Below are 22,951 nucleotides of genomic sequence, written 5' to 3'. Positions count from 1 at the left end.
ACCCAATGGGTTTTGGATGGCATATGAAACGACATCATGTCGCAGACAAGTGGCGTTCATGACAGATGTGCGGTGCTTTTGCTGGCCCCATCGCTGGCAAGCCAGCTCCCACAGTAATCGAGGCAGGCCTGCGATTTTGTGATCGACATCAATTCCTGTGGGAGCGAGCCTGCTCGCGAAGGCCGCACCGCAGATGTTCAGTCGAACATGAAGAGCGCGTCATTGCTGAACTGCGCCTCGAACCGGCTCGCCGGCATCGGCCGCCCGAACAGATACCCCTGAACCTCATCGCAACCATGCTCACGCAGGAAGTCCAGTTGCTCATGGGTTTCCACGCCTTCAGCGATTACCGCCAGATTCAGGCTGTGGGCCATGGCGATGATTGCCCGGGCGATCTGCGCGTCCTGCTCACCGGACGGCAGGCCGTCGACGAAGGTGCGGTCGATCTTCAGCACGTCGATCGGGAATTGCTTGAGGTAGTTCAGCGATGAGTAACCGGTGCCAAAGTCGTCGACCGCAATGCTCAGGCCAAGGTTTTTCAGGCCGGCGAGAATCTGCATCGCTTCGCTGACTTCACGCATCAAAATACTTTCAGTCAGTTCCAGCTCCAGGCACGCCGGCGGCAGGCCGGTTTCGCGCAGGATCGTGGCGATTCGCGTGCCGAGCTGGCCGTCGGAGAACTGCCTGGCGGAAATGTTTACCGACACCTTCGGCACGCGCACTCGGTTCTGGTGCCAGGTCTTGAGCTGACGGCAAGCCTCGCTGATCACCCAGTCGCCGACGTCCACCACCAGCCCGAGCTCTTCCAGCACCGGAATGAAATCCCCCGGCGGCACCAGCCCTCGACGCGGATGGCGCCAGCGCAGCAAGGCTTCGGCGCCGGTCAGGCGTTTGCCGTCGCCGCTGAACTGCGGCTGGTAATACAGGACGAATTCGTTCTGCTCCAGGGCGTGGCGCAGGTCGCTTTCGAGTTCCAGGCGTTCGAGCGCACTGGCGTTCATGTCGGCCTGATAGAACTGGAAGTTGTTCTTGCCGCGCTCCTTGGCGTGGTACATCGCGGTGTCGGCGTTCTTCATCAACTGGCTGAGTTCGTTGCCATCTTGCGGGCTCAGGGCGATGCCGATGCTCGCGGTGACGAAGAACTCGCGACTTTCCAGTACGAATGGACGCACGAGGCTGGCGAGAATCTGCTCGGCGACATGAATCGCCCGGTTCAGCGCCATCTCGCGGCTGGAGCGGTGTTGCAGGAGCAAGGTGAACTCATCGCCGCCCATGCGCGCCACGGTGTCGTCATCATCGACGCAGGCCAGCAGGCGCGTGGCCATGTCTTTCAACATGCGGTCGCCGGCGGCATGGCCGAGGGAATCGTTGATCGGTTTGAAGCGGTCGAGGTCAAGGAACATCAGCACCACCCACGACTTCTGCCGTTCGGCCGATTGCAGCGCGGTGTGCAGGCGATCCTGGAACAGCGTGCGGTTGGGCAGGTGGGTCAGGGCGTCGTAATAGGCGAGGCGATGGATGCGCTGCTCGCTGGCCTTGCGCTCGCTGATGTCGCTGAAGAAACACACGTAACTGGCCAGGTCGCCTTCGTCGTCGAGCACGGCGGTGATGCCGACCCACGCCGGATAATGCTCGCCGTTACGGCGCTTGAGCCAGACTTCGCCTTCCCAGGTGTTGTGCAAGTGCAATTGCTTGAGCACGTAGCGCAGGTGCGCGTCCTGCTGTTCGTCGACGGTGAGCATGTTCGGCAACTGGTCGAGCACCTCGCTCACCGCGTAACCGCTGACCCTGCTGAACGCTTCGTTGGCCTGGACGATATAACCGGCCGGGTCGGTGATCAGAATCGCCGAGGTCGAGTGTTCGAACACCGTGGCGGCCATGCGCAGGTCTTTCTCGGCGCGGCGTTGCTGGCTGATGTCGCGACCGACACCGAGCACGCCTTCAAACGCACCGTGTTCATCCCAAACCAACACCAGACGCAGTTCGATCGGGATCTTGCGGCCGTCGGCGCGCAGGCAGTCGAACAGGAACAGTTGCGTCTGCACTTGATTGCGCAACAGCGCCAGTTGCTCGGGTTTGTCCAGCGCCTTGCTGACCCGATCCATCAAGCTGTAGATGCCACTCAGTTGCTGCGGATTGGCGATGGTCGATTGCCAGCCGTTCTGGAAAATCCACTCGGCGTCGTAGCCCAGCACCGCCTGCACCGAGGGGCTGACGTAGTTCAGCGAGAGCTTGCTGTCGGTGGAGAAAATCACGTCACTGATGCTTTCGGCGAGCATGCGGTAGCGCTGCTCGCTGTCGCGCAGCGATTCGCTGGCCTCGATCTGTTCGGTGATGTCCTTGGCCACGCCGATGATGCGCGTGACCTGATCGTGCTTGTCGCGCGCCAGTGCCTGTTCACGGATGTCGAAGCGCCGCCACTCGCCATCGCGATGACGGAAACGTAACTGACATTGCAGCAACTGACTGTAACCGGCGTGGCGCTGCATCTGCCGCGAGCGGTGGTAGTAATCGGCGTCTTCCGGGTGCAGGAGAATTTCCCAGAAGTATTCGCCCATCTGATGCAATTCGGAGCGGTTGTAACCGAGGGTCTGGCCGAGGTGGTGGTTGCTGAAAATCATCCGCTGGCTGATCACATCTTGCACGTACAGGTGATCCGGCACGGTACGCACCACGTCCGACCAGAAGCCTTCGCGCTCCAGCAGCGACAACTCGACCAGCTTGCGGCTGGTGATGTCGTTGATGCTGAGGATTACCGCTTTGTAGTCATGCTGTTCGGTGGGCAGGCGCAGGACCATCCACAGGTGCTGGTCGCGACCGTTGATGTCCGGCAGTTTGATTTCCAGTTCCAGCTGCTTTTGCTGCTGGAGCACGGCGTCGAGCACCTGGTTGCCAATCGCGCAGTGACGGTGCGGATGACCGTCGATCAACAGTTGCCAGGCGTGCTCGCAGGAATTGACGTTGAGCAGTTGCAGCGCCACCTGATTGACCTCGGTGACGCGCAGCTCCTGAAGTAATTGCTGGCGCTGCTGCGGTTGGTCGAGCCAGGCCTTGAGCTGATCGCTGGTCTGGATCTGCGCACGTTCGAAAACCTGTTTCAGTCCGGACAAATCAAGTACGCAAAGGGCAACACCGGTGCCCTCGAAAATGTCCTGATAACGTCGACGCCCTTCATGCACCTGGCGCTGACGGCGGCGCATGTTCAGCAAGGCGATCACCGGCAGCATCGAGAAGGCCAGGCCCAGCAGGCATTTGCCGATGAACGCCGGCAGCAGTTCTTCGAGCACACGCTGGCGGTCGAACAGCCCGCGCAATTGCCAATCGCTGCTGCTCAGCGGCACGGTGAGCACGGTGTTGGCCAGATCGTCAGGGCTGAGGACGCCGGGTTTGGCCGACGGCAGGGCTTCGTCGCGACTGATGATCTGGTGGTTGATGCGGTTTTCCACCAGCCACAACGGGCGCAGTCCGGTTTCACTCTGTTTGGTCAGTGAATCAAAGAACGTCGGTGTCAGGCGCAAGGCCCAATAACCACGGGTGCTGCCACTGGCCTGGTGGAGTAACAGATGCACCGTCGAACCGTCGTCGGCGTTACTGAAGTAATGCGCCTGGGCATGGCTGCGCCGCACCAGTTCGGTGAGGTAGACGGCGTCGGAGCTGTCGGCGGCGCTGTCGCTGATGATTTTGCCGGAGGGGCTGAGTAACGCCAGACTGCGCAAGTCCGGTAACGATTGCTGGAGCTTGCGTAGCAATTGCTGCTGTTCGTCGGCCGATTGCGGTTGTTCGACGATCGGTAGCAGATTGAGGGCGATTTGCGCGTTCAGCGCCATGTTCAGGCTGACCTGCGAGGCGAGGTCGGCGGTGTAGTCGATGGTGTACTGGCGCTGGTTTTTCTGGGTTTCGCGCAGTTGGTCAAGCAGTTGCCAGAACAGCAACGCCAATAGCAAAAGCACGAGCGTCGCCAGCGCACCCTTTAATGTGCCGCGCAGGGGCGAGCCGGTCCCCGGATTGGACGCGCTCACAGAAGCTGGCGGGGTAACGTTGGACAAGCTGTAATCCTGCGGTTTGGCTGGACTGGCGCGACGTGCACTATAAGCCGGACGCCCGAAGGGCGGCTAGCATGCCTTGAGTTGTGGCGAAGTGCCAGCCCCTCGCGGCTGGACTGCCTTCCGTCATTAAGGTAGCTTTGCCGGTTACGCGGGAGCGTTCCAGCTCCTAGACTCAGGTTTTTTTAGCGCGCACGCCTTGATGGCCAACAAGTGATCAAGTGAACGACGCGCATCGGCCTGGCCGGGCATCGCCTGCGCTCCAATCATTCATCTGTCACTGACCCAAGGTTCTCCATGGCTCAATACGTCTTCACCATGCATCGGCTGGGCAAAGTTGTTCCGCCGAAGCGGGAAATCCTCAAAAACATTTCGCTGTCCTTCTTCCCCGGCGCCAAGATCGGCGTACTCGGCCTCAACGGTTCGGGTAAGTCCACGCTGCTGAAAATCATGGCCGGCGTCGACACCGAGTTCGAGGGCGAAGCCCGTCCGATGCCGGACCTGAACATCGGTTATCTGCCGCAAGAGCCACAACTTGATCCGACCAAGACCGTGCGTGAAGTGGTTGAGGAAGCGGTCAGCGTGATCAAGGATGCGCAAGCGCGTCTGGACGAGGTCTACGCGGCTTACGCCGATCCGGATGCCGACTTCGACAAACTCGCCGCCGAGCAGGCCAAACTCGAAGCGATCCTGCAGGCCAGCGACGGTCACAACCTTGAGCGCCAACTGGAAGTCGCCGCCGATGCGCTGCGTCTGCCGGCCTGGGACGCCAAAGTAGAACATCTGTCGGGTGGTGAGAAGCGTCGTGTGGCCCTGTGCCGCCTGCTGCTGTCCGCCCCGGACATGCTGCTGCTCGACGAACCGACCAACCACTTGGACGCCGATTCCGTTGCGTGGCTGGAGCACTTCCTGCACGACTTCCCGGGCACCGTGGTAGCGATCACGCACGACCGTTACTTCCTCGACAACGTCGCCGGCTGGATTCTCGAACTCGACCGCGGCGCGGGCATTCCATACGAAGGCAACTACTCGGGTTGGCTTGAAGCCAAGTCCGATCGTCTGGCCGCTGAATCCAAGCAGCAGTCGGCGCACGAAAAAGCCATGAAGGAAGAACTGGAGTGGGTGCGCAAAGGCGCCAAAGCCCGCCAGTCGAAATCCAAGGCACGTCTGCAACGCTTCGAAGAAATGCAATCGCAGGAATTCCAGAAGCGTTCGGAAACCAACGAGATCTACATCCCGGCCGGTCCACGCCTGGGCGACAAGGTCATCGAATTCAAGAACGTCACCAAGGGCTACGGCGATCGCGTGTTGATCGACAACCTGTCGTTCTCCATGCCTAAAGGCGCCATCGTCGGCGTGATCGGCGGTAACGGTGCCGGTAAGTCGACCCTGTTCCGCATGCTGATGGGCAAGGAACAACCGGATTCGGGCAGCATCGAAGTCGGCGAAACCGTGCAACTGGCCTGCGTCGATCAGAGCCGCGATGACCTGGATGGCAGCAAGACTGTGTTCCAGCAGATCTCCGACGGTTCCGACCAGATTCGCATCGGCAACTACGAGATCCCGTCGCGTACCTATGTCGGTCGCTTCAACTTCAAGGGCGGCGACCAGCAGAAGTTCGTCAAGGACCTGTCCGGTGGTGAGCGCGGTCGTCTGCACCTGGCGCTGACCCTGAAGGAGGGCGGCAACGTCCTGCTGCTCGACGAACCGTCCAACGACCTCGACGTTGAAACCCTGCGTTCCCTGGAAGAAGCCCTGCTGGACTTCCCGGGCGCCGCCATTGTGATCTCTCACGATCGGTGGTTCCTTGACCGCGTGGCGACACACATCCTGGCGTACGAAGACGACTCGCAAGCGATCTTCTTCGAAGGTAACTACACCGAGTACGAAGCCGATCGCAAAAAGCGTCTCGGCGAAGCAGCTGCCCAGCCACACCGGGTACGTCACAAGAAACTGGCCTGATTCGGGTTGGTTGCATGAAAAAGCGGAGCCTTCGGGCTCCGTTTTTTTTTGCCTGGGTTTTCAGGTTGACCGAGTGGGATTCATCGCTGGCAAGCCAGCTCCCACAGGATTTTTGTCATGCCCTGATTTTTGTGAACGCCGCTGGAAACGGTGGGAGCTGGCTTGCCAGCGATGGCGGTGTAACTGTTGGTGCATGACTTGAATTTCGTCTCCCTATTCAGGTGCGAAATCAGGGCAAAAAACGAACCGATTTATATCCTGTGCACCATTTAATTTCATAACTGCGACATTTTGCTCTGTTCCTGTGCGCAATTCGTTTGTTACAGTCCGGCTCAATCTCTTCCAACGACAATAAATTTGCCGAGACTTTTCCCATGATCGAATCCGTCGAATCCTTCCTCGCCCGGCTGAAAAAACGTGACCCGGATCAGCCTGAATTCCACCAGGCCGTCGAAGAAGTCCTGCGCAGTCTGTGGCCGTTTCTCGAAGCCAATCCGCATTACCTGACCTCGGGGATTCTGGAACGCATTTGCGAGCCGGAGCGAGCGGTGGTGTTTCGCGTGTCGTGGGTCGACGATCAAGGCAAGGTTCAGGTCAATCGCGGTTTCCGCATTCAGATGAACAGCGCCATCGGCCCGTACAAGGGCGGCTTGCGTTTCCACCCATCAGTGAACATGGGCGTGTTGAAGTTTCTCGCCTTTGAACAGACCTTCAAGAATTCCCTGACTTCGCTGCCCATGGGCGGCGGCAAGGGTGGTTCGGACTTCGATCCGAAGGGCAAGAGCGATGCCGAAGTCATGCGTTTCTGCCAGGCGTTCATGAGTGAGCTGTACCGTCACATCGGTTCGGACGTCGATGTGCCGGCCGGTGACATCGGCGTCGGCGCGCGGGAGATTGGTTTCCTCTTCGGCCAGTACAAGCGCCTGAGCAACCAGTTCACCAGCGTGCTGACCGGCAAAGGCATGACGTATGGCGGCAGCCTGATTCGCCCGGAAGCCACCGGTTTCGGTTGCGTGTATTTCGCGGAAGAGATGCTTAAGCGTCGTGAGCAAACCGTCGAAGGCAAACGCGTGGCGATCTCCGGTTCCGGCAACGTTGCGCAGTACGCGGCGCGCAAGGTCATGGATCTGGGCGGCAAGGTGATTTCGCTGTCCGACTCCGAAGGCACGCTGTACTGCGAGGCAGGCCTGAGCGAAGAGCAATGGCTGGCGCTGCTGGAACTGAAAAACGTCAAGCGCGGCCGCATCAGCGAATTGGCCACGGCATTCGGTCTGGAGTTCCGCGCCGGTCAGCACCCGTGGTCGCTGCAATGCGACATCGCGCTGCCATGCGCCACTCAGAATGAACTCGACGCCGAAGCCGCTCGCACTTTGCTGCGCAACGGTTGCGTGTGCGTGGCCGAAGGCGCGAACATGCCGACCACGCTGGAGGCTGTGGATATCTTTATCGAGGCCGGGATTCTGTTCGCGCCTGGCAAGGCATCGAATGCCGGCGGCGTGGCGGTGAGCGGTCTGGAGATGTCGCAGAACGCCATGCGCCTGTTGTGGACGGCCGGAGAGGTCGACAGCAAACTCCACGCGATCATGCAGTCGATCCACCACGCGTGCGTGCATTACGGCGAAGATAACGGGCGGATCAACTACGTCAAAGGCGCGAACATCGCCGGCTTCGTCAAAGTCGCCGATGCGATGCTGGCCCAAGGCGTGGTTTAAGCCGGTTCGATGCGGATCACTTAAATCACTTGATCGCCAGCGGGGCGCTGCCACAGCACCTCATCGTTGAGCCGGGCGCCAAGCAATGCCCGGCCCAACGGAGAGCCCCAATTGATCAGGCCTTTGCTGGCGTCGGCCTGATCTTCACCGACCAGTTGCACCCGGCGTTCGGTGTCGTGTTCGTCGGCGTAGGTCACCCAACTGCCAATCTGCACCTTGTGGGTGGAGGTGGCGGCGACAGCCACCTGAGCGCTGCTCAGGCGTTGATTGAAATAGCGCAAATCCCGCTCCAGATCGGCCTGGCGTTGTTTGTCGGCCTGGTCTCCCTTGGCCGATTGCTCGGCGTGCAGCGCTTGCAGCTCGGCGACTTTGGCCTGCAACTGCGCCAGACCTTGCGGCGTGACGTAATTGGGCTGTTCGCTGACGTGGCGTTCGACCGGTTGATCGGCTTGCGCGGCGGCGTTGTCTTCGTTGACGAAAGCGCGGCTCATGGTGTCCTCCTCTTTATAGAGTCTGGCCATGGTCGCAGGCATTTGGTTTCACTGGATGTCTGCAAGCGACCTATTGCGAGCGATAGGCCCGCCCGGCGTCCTGATCTTTCTGCTGCTGCCAGGCGCGCTCACGTTGGTCCCAGTGTTCGTTGCGGTAGTCTTCGCGATCCTTGTTTTCCAGCATTGCCTGACACTGGCGGAAGCCATCGGTCCAGCCGTCGGCGTATTGCTTGTCCTTCAGATAGCGCGGCACATTCTTGCGAAACTCGCCGCTGATCGAACCGGCAGCCTGCCGGCCACTGACACAACCGTCATCGAAACCGTCGGCGAAGGCCGGTGGATAACCTTTGGCGATCAGATCTTCATGGGTGGATTGGCAACCACCCAGCAACAGCAAAACCCCCAGCAAACCCGCACACCGCCACATCGCACTCTCCCGCGCCGTCACACGGCTGATAGGGAAAGTCTAGAAGCGGATTCGTCGGACGTTGGTGAAAGACATGTAAGTATTTCGTTGAACACCGGAGAACCCTGTGGGAGCGGGCTTGCCCGCGATGAGGCCATCAGACTCAACATCTTTGTCGGCTGACAGTCCGCTATCGCGGGCAAGCCCGCTCCCACAGGTTCTGCGATGTGCCTGATCAGTAGTGATACCACTTCACTTCGAGCATGACTTCCGTCTCTGGCGTCGCGACGTGGCTGAACTCACGCTGCGCACTCAGGCGCAAACCAAGGTTGCGCGACAATTCCCACTGCTGATTAAGGCTCAGGCTGCGGCGCACTTCGCCGTTGGTGAAGTAATCACCCTTGGCCTCCACACTCAGATTGCCCAGCGGGTTCTTCCACAGCACGCCACTGTTGAAGCCGGCCGCCGGAGCGATGAAACCGGCGAAGTCATTGTTGTGTTCAACCCGCACCGTACCGAGGGCGAAACCCAGCACGTCTTCGCCCAATTGCCAGGTGCCACCCCCGCCACCATTGACGTGGCTGACCAGCGTTTCGTCGTCATGCTTGCCCGGTACACGCTCAAGCCCGCCGGTGACTTGCCATGACAGCGGCTGCAACAACTCATTGCGCGGTGTCAGCGAACGAATGGTCGCGAGATCGAGTTGCTGGAACTGCCAGTGATTGCCTTCGTACTGGCGCAGTTTCATCTGCAGGATTTCGATCTGCGCACCCAGCGGGAAACTTTCGGCGTTGTCGTTCAGGTCGTGGTAAGCCATGCGCAAGCCATACTCGCCGAAAGCACGATCGCCCCGTGTGCCGATTCCGGCCTGCCAGGTGCGTGATTCGTGGCCGTCTTCGGGCAGACCGGGTTGTGGGATTTCCAGATCCGGTGCCGGGTTTTTATTGATCGCCCGCAGCAGTTCGAAACTCCGTTGCGCCCGCTGCGGATCGCGTTCCTGACCGTTGGCGCGATAGCGTTCCAAGCGGTAAGCCGCGTCGATGATCAAGGCTTGGCGGGCGCGGGGCAGGGCTTTGAAGGCCGGGTCTTGCAGCTGCTGTTGATCGGCGCTGACCTTCAATACCCATTGCTGTTCTTCGCCACTCAGCGGCTCGGCACGGCTGAGCAATTCACGCTCGCGGGAAGGACGGTATTCGATGCTTTCCACCAGCCCGGCCTCTTTCACCGCTTTGACCGTGTCGGTGGGGATCGCGGTCAGCGGGAATTGCTCGGTCAGGCGCAGGCTCGGGCGCGCCACTTGCAGCAGTTCAAGCAGACGATACGAGCAGTTTTCGTCGAAGAAGAAATAGTCGAACTGGATCTGCTTCAACTCCCACACATGCTCGACCATGCGTGCGGTTTCTTCTTGCGTCAGGTTCAGCCGGTATTCCCACAGGTCGCGGTTTTCCAGGCTGCGGTATTCGGAGAGTTTTTCCTGGTACGGCACCAGCGCGAACAGGCCGGGATAGCCGCCCATCAAGCCTTTCCAAGCGTAGAGAATGCTGTTGTCGGAACCTTCGATATAGGCGCCGAAGTTGATCGCGTAACTGAGCAGCGAGGTCTTGTCGCTTTGCACGTCAGCCTGATCGATGCGCAGCAGGGTATGGCCGAACATCGATGACGGGCTGTTCAGATAAGCCGCCGGGAAGATCATCACAGCGCTGTGCGGGGAGACATCCTTGAACCACTTTTTGTACTCGGCGCACGCGGGCGTCGGCAGATCGGTGAGGTTTAGTTGCGCCTTCAGCCAACGGGTACGGGCGGGATAAACGCATTGTGCATGTTGCTCGCCGAGGCTGGCCGGGGCGTACAGCGCCTGCACCGTAGCGGCCAGTTCGTGATCGGGGTGCTCATTGCCATCAGGGGCGAGAAAGAATTTCCTGTCGCTGACATAGCTGCGCCAGCCGCCGAGTTTGGCGGTTTCGTAGTGTCCGAGGGAAATCCAGAAACGGTCGTTGGCCAGTTGCTGCAAACGTTGAGGGTCGATGTTTGGCGCGGCGGACAGCGGGGCGCAGACACAGAGCGCCAGCCAGGCAAGGCGTTTGAGCATAGTTGGCAACTTAAACAAGGAAGAAACAAAAGCCCGAATGGCGGGAATACCGAGCAGTCAGCGGGGAAACTCATACCCCGTGGCGAGAGGATTTATCCCCGATGGGCTACGCAGTAGCCCCCATCCCTGCAACTCCATTGCATCAGATACACCGCATGCAAAGGTTTCACGACTGCTTCGCAGCCGATCGGGGATAAATCCCCTCGCCACAGGTCACCGTCAAGCATGACTTTTCTGGTATTGCCCGGGAAGGGCACGTTCAAAAAACAAAACCCGCTTCCCGAAGGAAGCGGGTGAGGCCGAGCTTAAGCCTGAGTCGCGTACTTGGCCAGACGTGGGTCTGATTTCAGAACGGCCAGGGTGTTGGTATGCACGTCTTCAGCGGTCACGTCAGCCTTGCTGAAGATCTGCTGGAAGTGCTCGTGAGTGACGGCAGCAAAGTGCGCACGGTCTTCCGGCGCCACGCCCAGTACCACGGCGTAGGTCGTCAGCGCTTCGCCGTTGCCCTTGGCCATGTCTTCGGACAGCTCGTTCATCATGCCATTCATGGCAAACCAGGATTTGCCGCCGTAGGTCAGCGATGCGTTGGTCGAGCAGCCGTTGGTGCCGGAAGTCATGCCGAAGGTGGCGTTACCGGAAGTGCCGTTGGTGGTGGAAGCGAGGAAATGCGCCGGGGTGCCACGCTGACCTTCGAACAGCATGTTGCCCCAACCGCAATCCGGGCCGCCCGGGGCTTGCGCCATTGCGTTGATGGATACAGCGGTGAAGAGAGTACCGAGAAGAATCCGTTTCATAGCTTTGTTCTCTTTGTGTGCATACCAATGGACAGGGTTCTGGCCCCCAAGCTCTGTACGAAACAGACCCAAACGAAGCCAGTGGGCCGGTATTAGTTCCAGCCGCGCAGTTTGGAGTTTAGGCACGTTCCCGCAGTTCCGTGATTTTTTACAAAAGATTTGGTCATAAGCCCGTTTTCCGGGGGCCTGCTGCGCAGAGGGCGAGTTGTCTATGCTTTGTCACATGGCGCGCCTTGCCAGTGGGGCACGGGCAGCGCCAGAATGCCGCTATCTGCCCCGCCTGATTGTTAAGGAAGCCCGATGCCTGATCCTGTTGCTGCCAGCTTGCGTCTAGCGCCCGAAGCGCTGACCCGTCCGTTTTCCGCTGAACAGTTCAGCTTCACTACCACCAATGATCTGGAGCCCTTTCGCGGTGTGCTCGGCCAGGAACGCGCGGTCGAAGCCTTGCAGTTCGGTGTGGCCATGCCACGCCCCGGTTACAACGTCTTTGTCATGGGCGAGCCCGGTACCGGTCGCTTCTCGTTCGTCAAACGCTACCTGAAGGCCGAAGGCAAGCGCCTGCAGACCCCGGCCGACTGGGTCTACGTCAACAACTTCGATGAACCGCGCGAGCCCCGCGCCCTGGAACTGCCATCGGGCACGGCCGGCGCATTCATCGGTGACATCAACGGTTTGATCGACAACCTGCTGGCGACTTTTCCGGCGGTGTTCGAGCACCCGTCCTACCAGCAAAAGAAAAGCGCCATCGACCGCGCTTTCAACCAGCGCTACGACAAGGCCCTCGACATCATCGAGCGTCTGGCCCTGGAAAAAGACGTCGCCCTGTACCGCGACAGCAGCAACATCGCGTTCACGCCGATGCTTGATGGCAAGGCGCTGGATGAAGCCGAGTTTTCGCAATTGCCGGAGGCTGATCGCGAGCGTTTTCACGATGACATCTCCGGCCTCGAAGAGCGCCTGAACGAAGAACTCGCCAGCCTGCCGCAGTGGAAGCGCGAGTCGAACAACCAACTGCGTTCGCTCAACGAAGAAACCATCACGCTGGCCTTGCAGCCGTTGCTGTCGCCACTGTCGGAGAAGTACGCAGAAAATGCTGCTGTCTGCGGTTATCTGCAAGCGATGCAGGTGTATCTGCTGAAAACCGTTGTCGAGCAACTGGTCGACGACAGCAAGACCGACGCCGTCGCGCGCAAGCTGCTGGAAGAGCAATACGCACCAAGCCTGGTGGTCGGTCATCCGGCCAGCGGCGGTGCGCCGGTGGTGTTCGAGCCGCATCCGACCTATGAAAATCTGTTCGGCCGCATCGAATACACCACTGATCAGGGCGCGCTCTACACCACCTATCGTCAGCTACGTCCGGGGGCATTGCACCGCGCCAACGGGGGGTTCCTGATCCTTGAAGCAGAAAAAATGCTCAGCGAGCCGTTCGTGTGGGACGCGCTCAAGCGCGCCCTGCAATCGCGCAAGCTGAAAATGGAATCGCCACTGGGCGAGATGGGCCGCTTCGCCACCGTGACGCTCAACCCGCAGCACATTCCGTTGCAGGTCAAAGTCATCATCATCGGTGCGCGGTCGCTGTATTACACGTTGCAAGACCTTGATCCGGACTTTCAGGAGATGTTCCGCGTTCTGGTCGATTTCGACGAAGACATTCCGATGGTCGACGAGAGCCTGGAGCAGTTCGCCCAGCTGTTGAAAACCCGTACTTCGGAAGAAGGCATGGCGCCGTTGACTGCAGATGCCGTGGCGCGCCTGGCCACTTACAGCGCGCGTCTGGCCGAACATCAGGGGCGTTTGTCGGCGCGTATCGGCGATCTGTTCCAACTGGTCAGCGAAGCGGATTTCATCCGTCATCTGGCTGGCGATGAAATGACTGATGCCGGGCACATCGAGCGAGCCCTGAAAGCCAAGGCGACCCGCACCGGGCGTGTCTCGGCGCGGATTCTCGACGACATGCTCGCCGGGATCATTCTGATCGACACCGATGGCGCGGCGGTCGGCAAGTGCAACGGTCTGACGGTGCTTGAGGTCGGCGACTCGGCGTTCGGTGTGCCGGCGCGGATTTCCGCCACGGTGTACCCGGGCGGCAGCGGCATCGTCGACATCGAGCGAGAGGTCAACCTTGGCCAGCCGATCCACTCCAAAGGCGTGATGATCCTCACCGGTTATCTGGGTAGCCGTTACGCCCAGGAATTCCCATTGGCGATTTCCGCGAGCATCGCGCTGGAGCAATCCTACGGTTACGTCGATGGCGACAGTGCGTCGCTGGGCGAGGCGTGCACGCTGATTTCGGCGCTGTCGAAAACCCCGCTCAAGCAGTGTTTCGCGATCACCGGTTCGATCAACCAGTTCGGTGAGGTGCAGGCGGTCGGCGGGGTCAACGAGAAGATCGAAGGCTTCTTCCGTCTCTGCGAAGCACGCGGTCTGACGGGCGAGCAGGGCGCGATCATTCCGCAGGCCAACGTGGCGACACTGATGTTGGATGAGAAAGTGCTGGCGGCGGTGCGCGCCGGGCAATTCCACGTTTACGCGGTGTGTCAGGCTGATGAGGCGTTGAGTCTGCTGGCCGGCGAGCCGGCGGGTACGCCGAACGAGAAGGGCGAATTCCCTGAAGGCAGCATCAACGCGCGGGTGGTCGAGCGCTTGCGCGACATCGCCGAAATGATCAGCGAAGAAGACCTCAAGGAAGCCGAGAAGGAATTGGCGCAGGAAGCATTGGCCGAAGCCAAACCCGCTTAAGCCTGGCGCGGTCAAACTGTAGGAGTGAGCCTGCTCGCGATGGCGGTGTGTCAGTCGGCAAAAATGTTGCCTGACACGTTGCCATCGAGAGCAGGCTCACTCCTGCATTTGTTTTCCACATTGGTTTTTGCAGTGATCTTCGGGAAATGTGCCATCACTCTGGCGCCAATATTCACACAATGACCATTCGGCGCCTTTTGGTTCTATCCGGCTTGCGCGGCGGACTTTTCTTCTATTCTCAGCTCAAGGATATCGACAGTATCACTGGATCGAGCCAGTCCTCCCGTGAGGGCTGAATACCGGCTTCACCGAGGGTCGCCGCCATGTCGCGCAACCTCTGCCTCACCCGTCAATGCCTGGGTCTTGTGACCCGCATCGAATGCGCCATCAAACCGTTGGCCGGCGATAACGGCATGTGGACGCTGCTCTTCGCTGCCGGCATGGCCGGCGAACAACCTTCCGCCATCAAAGCTCAGGGCCCGTTTCACGGACCGATCGCCGCCGAGTCAATCCTCGACACCATCGTTGAAAGTCTGACGATGCACGGCTATCAGTTGGCCGACGACCCGCAGATCTGGAGCCTGCACCTGCAAGCCCAGCTGCGGCAGATCAACGGTGGCCGAGGCCGCAGCCTCAATTGACGCAGATCTGCGCAGGGACTGCTGCAGGTTGCGATCTTTTCAGGGTGCCGAATCAGGCATCTGCGCCTTGTCGAGTTTGACCTCAAAACCGTATTGCACGGTGGCGAGGTCGGTTCGCTGATAGGTCTCCACGTGAGTTGGATGGCCATAAAAATAATGCACGCCAAACAGCGCCGGGCCTTCTGCGCTCGCGTCGTGGCTGACCGAAAGAATCTGCTTCAGGTAATTGCCACTGTCGTCCTTGACGAAGAATCGCCACTCGTTGGCGGGGAACAGTTTCAGGTCCACCACCAGCGTGTTGTTCTTGATCTCCAGGCCTTTGGGCAGAGACTTGCCGTCGTAGGATTTCTTGTCGACCGTTGCCAGAAACAGCGGCATCGAGCCAACGGCGATCGCCGGGGTTTCCGGGAACAGATTCAAATCGTAGGTGATCGTCGCTCGCAGCGGATCAACCTGATAAGCCTCGGGCGGCAGTTCGATGGGTTCATCGAGTTTGCCGCTGCGTTTTTCGGTGAAGAATGTCACCGGGCTTTCACCGGGGTTGAAGTCATCGCCGAGCAGTTCATCGTTGAAGGTGCGGCGATGGGAAAACTCGATGCGCGCGGCGCTTGGGTCTTCCACCGATTGATGGACACGGATGCCAGCCTTCAACTGCTCTTCAGTGAGGCTTGCGCCTTTGAGCCAGTTCACGGCCAGATCGTCATACACCACCACCGGCAGATCCAGCGGCTGGATGGCTTTTTCCGTGGTGTGCTGATGGAACGCGCGAATGGGCAGATCCAGCGTTTTGCGGGTCACGGTGACTGCCGAGAAGTCGAGCACACTGACTTCCAGGGTTTCGATCGGGCCGTTGAAGTAGACCTTGTTGTAACGGCGCGGGTGCTGTTGATCGAAGGCTTGCTGTTCGTCGCCGAGCTGTTTTTCCAGCGTGTCGCTCCAGGTCTTCTGCTGTTGCAGGTGTGCCAGTTGTTTTTCGTAGAAGGACACCTGCTCCGGGCTTTCGTTGATCGAGCCGGCACGCGCCAGATATTGCCCGGTGGCGTCGCGGGCCTGAACGATCAGCGGATTGAGCTGGGCGTCGGCGACTTCCGGAGCCAATGGCAGGTTGTTGCTGAATTCGACCTCGGCGTAGTTCTTTTCCAGTTTCAGCACTTTGACGCTGAGGTTGTCATCGGTACGCGTCTGACCGACATCCTTTTTACTCAGGTCGAAACTGAACAGACGTCGCGGCGCGATCACTTCCACTTTGCCTTGCAGGCTCACCGGTTGTGGCTGGGTTTTCTTGTCCACGTCGAGACCGTCGATGAACGGGTAGGTCACGGTCAGGTCATCGGGATTGGTGACGTTGGAACTTGATGGGCTTAACTGAATGCCTGGATCGGTTTCCGACCACTCCGGCTGGTAAGCAATGACGCGCTTGTTGCTCAGGGTGACCGATTGCCATTCCACGCCATGGGGAAACAGGAAGCCGCCGGGAATGTTGAGGTTGAACGGGAAGACCGGTTGCAGATCCGTGAGGTAATCGGAACTGGCGTCCTTGTGCAGCACGAACAAACCATTGATGAAGGTATCGACCAGCGCCTGCGGGGCAGGGTAGTGCTTGAGGATGCCGAGGGCGTCTTCACCGTATTCGGTTTTTGCCACCATGCTGTCGAGTTTGAGCTGGGCGCGTTCAAGCAACAGCAGCGAGCCGCCGAGTTCGGTGACGGCGTCCTTGAGCTTCGGATCGCTGATGGCATCGAGTGACTGTTCGAATTTTGCGGTTTTTTCTTCCAGGCTGAGCGCATGCTTCTCGTCACCGGGCGAGCAACCGCCGAGGAGCAGGGTCAAGCAAATTCCGGCAGTCGTTATCGGCAATCGCACATCCATTTCCACTCGTCCTGTCCGCTGTCGCTGAGCTGTCAATGGTTTGGACACTAGCAGAAAAAAATGCCACACACGCGCAGGTGACGGATTTTCGGGCAGTTTCTGGGTGTCACAGGTGGCTGGTATACTCGCCGCCGATTACCACCCCCACCCCATGTGTGAGATTCAATGGAACGCTTTATCGAAAACGCAATGTACACCTCGCGCTGGCTGTTGGCGCCGATCTACTTCGGGCTCTCCCTCGGGTTGCTGGCGCTGGCGCTGAAGTTCTTCCAGGAAGTTTTCCACGTCATTCCCAATGTGTTCTCGATGGCTGAATCGGATCTGATTCTGGTGTTGCTGTCGCTGATCGATATGGCTCTGGTGGGCGGCTTGCTGGTCATGGTGATGATCTCCGGCTACGAGAATTTCGTCTCGCAACTGGACATCGATGAAGGCAAGGAAAAGCTCAACTGGCTGGGCACCATGGATTCTTCGTCGTTGAAGATGAAAGTGGCGGCCTCGATCGTGGCGATCTCCTCGATCCACCTGTTGCGGATTTTCATGGATGCCAAGAACGTCGATCCCGAGCACCTGAAGTGGTACGTGATCATTCACATGACCTTCGTGCTCTCGGCTTGCGCGATGGGTTATCTGGACAAGGTCACCAAGCACTGATCACGTTTTGATCGCTGCAAAAAACACCGCCCGTCTGTTGCGAAACAGACGGGCGGTGTCGTTTGTGGCTTGTGCTTTGTTGCGCGCGGGCATATCCCTGTAGACGTCTTGGCTCGCCACTGCGTGAGGTGTGTTCATGAACCTGCAAGAGTTGAATGCGTTTGCCATCGCCAAAAAGGTTGATGAGCTGAACCTGATCTCCATGGAGGGCGGGATTTACCTGCTCGAAGCGCGGATGCATGGCGCGGCGTACCCGTTGAGTGATCTCAAGGGCAACATGCTGACGCTACGTTCGGTCGAGCACGCACGGGATCTTTTGCACAGTTTCCCGGTGTTGCCGTTCAACCTCGTACACACCTCGGTACACGATGAAATGTGTGGCCTCGGCGCCAGTGGCGAGGAAAGCCTGAAAGTACCGCTTGCCTGGCGCTCGGCCCTGTAGGCCTTGCGCGCCACAGGTCTGGCATCTGTGCTAGTCTGCTCGCCCTTTTGGTTCCGGGCGCGCCGGGACGCGCTGTGCACGCACGGCAAGTCTTGTCGCCGTCCGCACAGCGGAGCAGTGTCATGTCCGAAGTAAATCTGTCCACCGACGAAACCCGCGTCAGCTACGGCATCGGCCGTCAGTTGGGTGACCAGCTGCGCGACAACCCGCCACCGGGTGTCAGCCTGGACGCGATCCTGGCCGGTCTGACCGACGCTTTCGCCGGTAAGGAAAGCCGTGTGGGTCAGGAAGAAATGTCCGCCAGCTTCAAAGTGATCCGCGAGATCATGCAAGCCGAAGCCGCTGCCAAGGCTGAAGCCGCTGCTGGCGAAGGCCTGGCCTTCCTGGCTGAAAACGCCAAGCGTGACGGCATCACCACTCTGGCTTCCGGCCTGCAATTCGAAGTGCTGACTCAGGGCGAAGGCGCCAAGCCGACCCGTGAAGACCAGGTGCGTACTCACTACCACGGCACGCTGATCGACGGCACCGTGTTCGACAGCTCCTACGAGCGCGGCCAGCCTGCAGAATTCCCGGTTGGCGGCGTGATCCCTGGCTGGACCGAAGCCCTGCAACTGATGAATGCCGGCAGCAAATGGCGTCTGTACGTGCCGAGCGAGCTGGCTTACGGCGCGCAAGGCGTTGGCAGCATCCCGCCGCACAGCGTTCTGGTGTTTGACGTCGAACTGCTCGACGTTCTGTAAGACCTGGCCTGCCTTGATGGCGGGCTGATGTAGGAGTGAGCCTGCTCGCTATGGCGTGTTTTCAGTCGACTGATGTGTTGTCTGACACACCGCTTTCGCGAGCAGGCTCACTCCTACAGTTTTTACCGCGTTTCATAGTTCTATCTTGTGATGCAGTTCGCTGGTCGGGCGCAACGCCCGGGCGTAGCAGAACAGGAACAGATTGCGCACTAGCTCCTTGAGCACCAGCGGCTCACTGGAATTCAGGCTGCTGACGTCCAGATCCCCCTGATCCTGCAGTTCATGCAAGGCTTCTTCTTCAAGCACCGCACAGACTTCACCGGTCTCCCGATGGAGGATTCTGAGGTAAGGGTGTGGGCGATCCAGCCACGCGTCGATCAAATAAGTCATGGTTCTAATCTCCTTGAAAGGTTTCAATGAGAATAATTCTTATTCATCAAATAGCAAGTGCCTATTGGCAGATTGTGAATTTTTCCGGGTAAAGATTGCGTAAGGTCAAAACGGCTGGCGTTTGGCTATTGCGTGAATTGGCTAGGGGAAAGCGGGGAGGGTGAAGCTCCATCCCACGTCGGGCGCGGGATGGATCACAACAGGTTCAGACTTTTCTGACGAACTCGGATTTGAGTTTCATTGGGCCGATACCGTCGATCTTGCAGTCGATGTCATGGTCGCCATCGCACAGGCGGATGTTCTTGACCTTGGTGCCGACCTTGACCACCAGCGAGGTGCCCTTGACCTTCAAGTCCTTGATCACGGTGATGGTGTCGCCGTCTTGCAGGACATTGCCGACCGAGTCTTTCTTCACTGCATCGTCAGAGGCCACTTCGGCTTCGCCATTGGCCGACCACTCGTGGGCGCACTCCGGGCAGATCAGTTGCGCGCCGTCTTCATAGGTGTATTCGGAATTGCATTTCGGGCAGGGTGGCAACGTGCTCACTAAGGCTCCTTGGGATGTGGATCGCTAAAAGTCGCACATTGTATAAGGTTTTAGCGGCAAGCGGGCAGGCAACAAAAAGCCGCAGGCTTCGGAGAAGGCTGCGGCCCTTGATTGCTCGGGATGATCAGTGTGTGCGGGCGACCGCAAACTCACTTAATTCAACCAGCGCATCGCGATACTCGCTGGCCGGCAGCGCGTCAAGGCACTTGATCGCACGGGCCACGTAATCACGGGCCAGTTGCGCGGTGTATTCCAAAGAACCGGAAGCTTCCACGGCGATGCGGATGCTTTCCAGATCTTCAATCCCGCCTTTCTGGATCGCCTGACGCACCAGGGCTGCCTGTTCAGGCGTGCCTTCGCGCATGGTGTAGATCAGCGGCAGGGTCGGTTTGCCTTCGGCCAGATCGTCACCGACGTTCTTGCCCAGGGTTTCGGCGTCGCCCTTGTAGTCGAGCAGGTCGTCGACCAGTTGGAACGCCACACCCAGGTGATCACCGAAGGTGCGCAAGGCTTCGCTCTGCTCGGCGGTGGCACCGGCCAGCGCAGCGGCGCTGTGGGTCGAGGCTTCGAAAAGCATCGCGGTCTTGCCGCGGATGACTTCCATGTAGGTTTCTTCGGTGGTGCTGGCGTCACGAACCTTGGACAGCTGCAACACTTCGCCTTCGGCGATGATGCGCGTGGCCTGGGACAGGATCTTCATGACCGGCATCGAGCCCAGTTCGACCATCATCTCGAACGAGCGTGAGTACAGGAAATCGCCGACCAGCACGCTTGGGGCATTGCCCCACATGGCGTTGGCGGTCGAGCGGCCACGGCGCATGCCGGACATGTCGACGACGTCGTCATGCAGCAGGGTCGCGGTGTGGAGGAATTCGATGGTGGCGGCGAGCAGGCGCATGTCGTCGCCTTCGCGACCCAGGGCCTTGCCACACAGCAGCACTAATAAAGGACGCAGACGTTTGCCGCCGGCCGAGGTGATGTAATCGCCGATTTTCGATACCAGCGGCACTCGGGAAGTCAGCTGCTTCTTGATGATGCCGTCGACGGCGCTAAAATCGTCCGCCACCGCGCGGTAGAAAGCTTGGGGTTGCATCAGCGAGAGTCGCTCCAGAAGGGTTGCGCGGCATGCTAGGACCCCCATCCAGACCTGTCAAGGCGCGATGGACGGCTACTTGCAAGCCTGCGGCGCCTTGCGTACAATCGCGCACCCTGAACTTCCTGGGCAGCACCTGCCTTACGCAATTGCAAGCGGGCCTTCCAGCCCCATGCAGCCATGCCAGCCAATACCTCTTCTTATAAAGAGCTGGGTGAGCAGGATTATCGGAGAAATACCATGTCTTATGCAGTAATCGTTACTGGCGGCAAGCAGTACAAAGTCGCCCCAGGTGAATACCTGAAGATCGAAAAACTGGAAGTCGCTACTGGCGAATCCGTTACCTTTGATCGCGTTCTGTTGGTTGCCAATGGCGACGACGTAAACATCGGCGCTCCAGTTGTTGCTGGCGCTACTGTTGTGGCTGAAGTGATCTCCCAAGGTCGTCACGATAAAGTCCGCATCATCAAGTTCCGTCGTCGTAAGCACCACATGAAGCGTATGGGCCACCGCCAGTGGTACACCGAGATCAAAATCACCGGTATTCAGGCTTAATTTCAGCCTAATTCCTCACTAGGAGAATTGAACTCATGGCACACAAAAAAGCTGGTGGTAGTACCCGTAACGGTCGCGACTCAGAAGCCAAACGCCTTGGCGTCAAGATGTATGGCGGCCAGAAAATCATTCCGGGCAACATCATCGTGCGTCAGCGCGGTACCCAATTCCACGCCGGTTACGGTGTAGGCATGGGTAAGGATCACACCCTCTTCGCTAAAATCGAAGGCGTGATCAAGTTTGAAGTAAAAGGCGCGTTCAACCGCCGTTACGTGAGCGTTGTCGCGGCTTAATCGCGAGATCGCTGGAAGAGCCCTGTCTTGCGACGGGGCTTTTTCGTTTGTGGGGTGAGTCTCTTGCAAAACTGTTTGTATGGGCTGTCGGCGTGCGATGCAGGTCGTGTTTTGGGGTCGCTGCGCTCATTTTTGCAAGAGTCTTATGTCTTGATTGTTTTTCGGCTCGTCCGTATGGCGAGAGGCGTTGGTTATGAAGTTTGTTGATGAAGTATCGATTCGCGTAAAGGCTGGTGATGGCGGCAATGGCGCCATGAGTTTCCGTCGGGAAAAGTTCATCGAAAACGGTGGTCCGAACGGTGGTGATGGTGGTGATGGCGGCTCTATCTACATGATGGCTGACGAAAACCTCAACACCCTGGTCGACTACCGTTACACCCGGCACTTCGATGCCGAGCGTGGTTCCAACGGCGGCAGCACCGATTGCACCGGCAAGAAAGGTGAGGACCTGATCCTGCGCGTTCCGGTCGGCACAACCGTGATCGACTCGGCGACTCAGGAAGTCATCGGCGACCTGACCAAGGCCGGTCAGAAGTTGATGGTCGTACAGGGCGGTTGGCACGGTCTGGGTAACACCCGTTTCAAATCCAGTACCAACCGTGCGCCACGCCAGACCACGCCGGGTAAGCCGGGTGAGCAGCGTGACCTGAAACTGGAAATGAAAGTACTGGCTGACGTGGGTCTGCTGGGCTTGCCGAACGCCGGTAAAAGTACCTTCATTCGCTCGGTCTCTGCCGCCAAGCCGAAAGTTGCCGACTACCCGTTCACCACGTTGGTGCCAAACCTCGGTGTGGTCAGCGTCGATCGCTGGAAGAGCTTCGTCGTGGCCGACATTCCGGGTCTGATCGAAGGTGCTTCCGACGGTGCTGGCCTGGGTATCCGCTTCCTCAAGCACTTGGCGCGTACGCGTCTGTTGCTGCACCTCGTCGACATGGCGCCGCTGGATGACACCAGTGCACCGGATGCCGCGGAAGTGATCGTCAACGAACTGATCAAGTTCAGCCCGTCCCTGGCTGAGCGTGATCGCTGGCTGGTGCTGAACAAGTGCGACCAGATCCTTGAAGAAGAGCACGAAGAGCGCGTCAAGGAAATCGTTGATCGCCTGGAATGGACTGGTCCGGTTTACGTGATCTCGGCCATCGCCAAGATCGGTACCGAGCGTCTGTGCCATGACATCATGCGTTACATGGAAGATCGTGCTGATCGTCTGGCCAATGATCCGGCTTACAAAGAAGAGTTGGCCGATCTCGACCAGCGCATCGAAGACGAGGCGCGTGCGCAACTGCAGGCGCTGGATGACAAGCGTGCCCTGCGTCGCAGTGGCGTGAAGTCGGTCCACGACATCGGTGACGATGATTGGGACGAAGAAGATGTGGATGACGAAGACGGTCCGGAAATCATTTACGTGCGCGACTGATTCGTTGCAGTAAACTTAAGCGCCGCTCAATCGAGCGGCGTTTTAGTATCTGGAAATCGCAAGTCACAAATAAC

19 protein-coding genes are annotated in these 22,951 nt (G+C 59.0%); 10 read left to right on the top strand and 9 right to left on the bottom strand.

Features of this window, described 5'->3' with window-relative positions:
• Positions 1-197: 197 nt before the first annotated feature.
• Positions 198-4,046 (bottom strand): cyclic di-GMP receptor MorA, encoded by a 3,849-nt coding sequence (morA, locus tag AC3WMT_RS08745; RefSeq protein ID WP_103303613.1) that lies wholly within the window; start codon positions 4,044-4,046, stop codon positions 198-200.
• A gap of 294 nt (positions 4,047-4,340) precedes the next feature.
• Between morA and ettA the strand changes: the two genes are divergently transcribed.
• Positions 4,341-6,005: an energy-dependent translational throttle protein EttA gene (gene ettA / locus AC3WMT_RS08740; protein WP_093434780.1), complete on the top strand. Its 1,665-nt coding sequence runs from the start codon at positions 4,341-4,343 to the stop codon at positions 6,003-6,005.
• A 374-nt stretch (positions 6,006-6,379) separates the two neighbouring features.
• Positions 6,380-7,717: an NADP-specific glutamate dehydrogenase gene (gene gdhA / locus AC3WMT_RS08735; protein WP_103303612.1), complete on the top strand. Its 1,338-nt coding sequence runs from the start codon at positions 6,380-6,382 to the stop codon at positions 7,715-7,717.
• A gap of 20 nt (positions 7,718-7,737) precedes the next feature.
• Here the strand turns inward: gdhA and AC3WMT_RS08730 are convergent, their stop codons facing one another.
• The 4 genes from AC3WMT_RS08730 to AC3WMT_RS08715 form a co-directional block, all read right to left on the bottom strand.
• The gene (locus tag AC3WMT_RS08730) at positions 7,738-8,208 is read right to left on the bottom strand and encodes a GreA/GreB family elongation factor (RefSeq protein ID WP_103303611.1); all 471 of its coding nucleotides are present in this window, start codon (positions 8,206-8,208) and stop codon (positions 7,738-7,740) included.
• A 70-nt stretch (positions 8,209-8,278) separates the two neighbouring features.
• Positions 8,279-8,635 carry a hypothetical protein gene (locus tag AC3WMT_RS08725; RefSeq protein WP_103303610.1) on the bottom strand — a complete coding sequence of 119 codons (357 nt, stop codon included), beginning with the start codon at positions 8,633-8,635 and terminating at the stop codon, positions 8,279-8,281.
• A 214-nt stretch (positions 8,636-8,849) separates the two neighbouring features.
• On the bottom strand, positions 8,850-10,703 hold the full coding sequence (locus AC3WMT_RS08720) for an Lnb N-terminal periplasmic domain-containing protein (protein ID WP_103303609.1): 1,854 nt from the start codon (positions 10,701-10,703) through the stop codon (positions 8,850-8,852).
• 305 nt (positions 10,704-11,008) lie between these two features.
• Positions 11,009-11,497 carry a DUF3015 domain-containing protein gene (locus tag AC3WMT_RS08715; protein ID WP_007909797.1) on the bottom strand — a complete coding sequence of 163 codons (489 nt, stop codon included), beginning with the start codon at positions 11,495-11,497 and terminating at the stop codon, positions 11,009-11,011.
• A gap of 300 nt (positions 11,498-11,797) precedes the next feature.
• Between AC3WMT_RS08715 and AC3WMT_RS08710 the strand changes: the two genes are divergently transcribed.
• Positions 11,798-14,236, top strand: coding sequence for a Lon protease family protein (locus tag AC3WMT_RS08710; RefSeq protein WP_103303608.1), 2,439 nt, complete (start codon positions 11,798-11,800; stop codon positions 14,234-14,236).
• A gap of 323 nt (positions 14,237-14,559) precedes the next feature.
• Positions 14,560-14,877, top strand: coding sequence for a PA4575 family protein (locus AC3WMT_RS08705; protein ID WP_103303607.1), 318 nt, complete (start codon positions 14,560-14,562; stop codon positions 14,875-14,877).
• Positions 14,878-14,916: 39 nt separating this feature from the next.
• Here the strand turns inward: AC3WMT_RS08705 and AC3WMT_RS08700 are convergent, their stop codons facing one another.
• Positions 14,917-16,746, bottom strand: coding sequence for a hypothetical protein (locus AC3WMT_RS08700; RefSeq protein ID WP_103303606.1), 1,830 nt, complete (start codon positions 16,744-16,746; stop codon positions 14,917-14,919).
• Between the two features lie 165 nt (positions 16,747-16,911).
• Here AC3WMT_RS08700 and AC3WMT_RS08695 point away from each other — a divergent pair, with 165 nt between their 5' ends.
• From AC3WMT_RS08695 to bamJ, 3 genes are all read left to right on the top strand, one after another.
• Positions 16,912-17,400: a TIGR00645 family protein gene (locus tag AC3WMT_RS08695; protein ID WP_103303605.1), complete on the top strand. Its 489-nt coding sequence runs from the start codon at positions 16,912-16,914 to the stop codon at positions 17,398-17,400.
• 136 nt (positions 17,401-17,536) lie between these two features.
• Complete coding sequence (locus AC3WMT_RS08690; protein WP_103303604.1) at positions 17,537-17,842, top strand: DUF6482 family protein; 306 nt, start codon at positions 17,537-17,539, stop codon at positions 17,840-17,842.
• 122 nt (positions 17,843-17,964) lie between these two features.
• Complete coding sequence (bamJ, locus tag AC3WMT_RS08685) at positions 17,965-18,582, top strand: BamJ family beta-barrel-assembly machinery protein (protein ID WP_103303603.1); 618 nt, start codon at positions 17,965-17,967, stop codon at positions 18,580-18,582.
• Positions 18,583-18,714: 132 nt separating this feature from the next.
• On the opposite strand, the gene AC3WMT_RS08680 is transcribed toward bamJ, so the two are convergent.
• From AC3WMT_RS08680 to AC3WMT_RS08670, 3 genes are all read right to left on the bottom strand, one after another.
• A complete protein-coding gene (locus AC3WMT_RS08680) occupies positions 18,715-18,972 on the bottom strand; it encodes a PA4570 family protein (protein ID WP_034153845.1) in 258 nt (85 codons plus the stop codon).
• 205 nt (positions 18,973-19,177) lie between these two features.
• Complete coding sequence (locus AC3WMT_RS08675; protein WP_003228364.1) at positions 19,178-19,519, bottom strand: zinc ribbon domain-containing protein YjdM; 342 nt, start codon at positions 19,517-19,519, stop codon at positions 19,178-19,180.
• Positions 19,520-19,643: 124 nt separating this feature from the next.
• Positions 19,644-20,612 carry a polyprenyl synthetase family protein gene (locus AC3WMT_RS08670; RefSeq protein ID WP_007950962.1) on the bottom strand — a complete coding sequence of 323 codons (969 nt, stop codon included), beginning with the start codon at positions 20,610-20,612 and terminating at the stop codon, positions 19,644-19,646.
• 240 nt (positions 20,613-20,852) lie between these two features.
• Between AC3WMT_RS08670 and rplU the strand changes: the two genes are divergently transcribed.
• The 3 genes from rplU (at position 20,853) to cgtA (ending at position 22,877) form a co-directional block, all read left to right on the top strand.
• The gene (gene rplU / locus AC3WMT_RS08665; RefSeq protein ID WP_007950961.1) at positions 20,853-21,167 is read left to right on the top strand and encodes a 50S ribosomal protein L21; all 315 of its coding nucleotides are present in this window, start codon (positions 20,853-20,855) and stop codon (positions 21,165-21,167) included.
• Between the two features lie 35 nt (positions 21,168-21,202).
• Positions 21,203-21,460, top strand: coding sequence for a 50S ribosomal protein L27 (gene rpmA, locus AC3WMT_RS08660; RefSeq protein ID WP_003176049.1), 258 nt, complete (start codon positions 21,203-21,205; stop codon positions 21,458-21,460).
• Positions 21,461-21,653: 193 nt separating this feature from the next.
• Positions 21,654-22,877 carry an Obg family GTPase CgtA gene (cgtA, locus tag AC3WMT_RS08655; protein WP_103303602.1) on the top strand — a complete coding sequence of 408 codons (1,224 nt, stop codon included), beginning with the start codon at positions 21,654-21,656 and terminating at the stop codon, positions 22,875-22,877.
• The last annotated feature ends 74 nt before the right edge of the window (positions 22,878-22,951 follow it).

The sequence above is a fragment of the Pseudomonas sp. FW305-7 genome, from assembly GCF_058786735.1.
The sequence above is the reverse complement of the archived record's forward strand: the minus strand, read 5'-3'. Positions and strand labels throughout refer to the sequence as shown.

Bases quoted from the DNA above. Each gene is read 5' to 3' on its own strand.
- bamJ (WP_103303603.1), top strand. From the start codon at position 17,965: ATGTCCGAAGTAAATCTGTCCACCGACGAAACCCGCGTCAGCTACGGC.
- rplU (WP_007950961.1), top strand. From the start codon at position 20,853: ATGTCTTATGCAGTAATCGTTACTGGCGGCAAGCAGTACAAAGTCGCC.
- AC3WMT_RS08720 (WP_103303609.1), bottom strand. From the start codon at position 10,703: ATGCTCAAACGCCTTGCCTGGCTGGCGCTCTGTGTCTGCGCCCCGCTG.
- AC3WMT_RS08725 (WP_103303610.1), bottom strand. From the start codon at position 8,635: ATGTGGCGGTGTGCGGGTTTGCTGGGGGTTTTGCTGTTGCTGGGTGGT.
- AC3WMT_RS08695 (WP_103303605.1), top strand. From the start codon at position 16,912: ATGGAACGCTTTATCGAAAACGCAATGTACACCTCGCGCTGGCTGTTG.
- rpmA (WP_003176049.1), top strand. From the start codon at position 21,203: ATGGCACACAAAAAAGCTGGTGGTAGTACCCGTAACGGTCGCGACTCA.
- AC3WMT_RS08700 (WP_103303606.1), bottom strand. From the start codon at position 16,746: ATGGATGTGCGATTGCCGATAACGACTGCCGGAATTTGCTTGACCCTG.
- AC3WMT_RS08705 (WP_103303607.1), top strand. From the start codon at position 14,560: ATGTCGCGCAACCTCTGCCTCACCCGTCAATGCCTGGGTCTTGTGACC.
- AC3WMT_RS08710 (WP_103303608.1), top strand. From the start codon at position 11,798: ATGCCTGATCCTGTTGCTGCCAGCTTGCGTCTAGCGCCCGAAGCGCTG.
- ettA (WP_093434780.1), top strand. From the start codon at position 4,341: ATGGCTCAATACGTCTTCACCATGCATCGGCTGGGCAAAGTTGTTCCG.
- AC3WMT_RS08690 (WP_103303604.1), top strand. From the start codon at position 17,537: ATGAACCTGCAAGAGTTGAATGCGTTTGCCATCGCCAAAAAGGTTGAT.
- cgtA (WP_103303602.1), top strand. From the start codon at position 21,654: ATGAAGTTTGTTGATGAAGTATCGATTCGCGTAAAGGCTGGTGATGGC.
- AC3WMT_RS08715 (WP_007909797.1), bottom strand. From the start codon at position 11,497: ATGAAACGGATTCTTCTCGGTACTCTCTTCACCGCTGTATCCATCAAC.
- gdhA (WP_103303612.1), top strand. From the start codon at position 6,380: ATGATCGAATCCGTCGAATCCTTCCTCGCCCGGCTGAAAAAACGTGAC.
- AC3WMT_RS08730 (WP_103303611.1), bottom strand. From the start codon at position 8,208: ATGAGCCGCGCTTTCGTCAACGAAGACAACGCCGCCGCGCAAGCCGAT.
- AC3WMT_RS08670 (WP_007950962.1), bottom strand. From the start codon at position 20,612: ATGCAACCCCAAGCTTTCTACCGCGCGGTGGCGGACGATTTTAGCGCC.
- AC3WMT_RS08680 (WP_034153845.1), bottom strand. From the start codon at position 18,972: ATGACTTATTTGATCGACGCGTGGCTGGATCGCCCACACCCTTACCTC.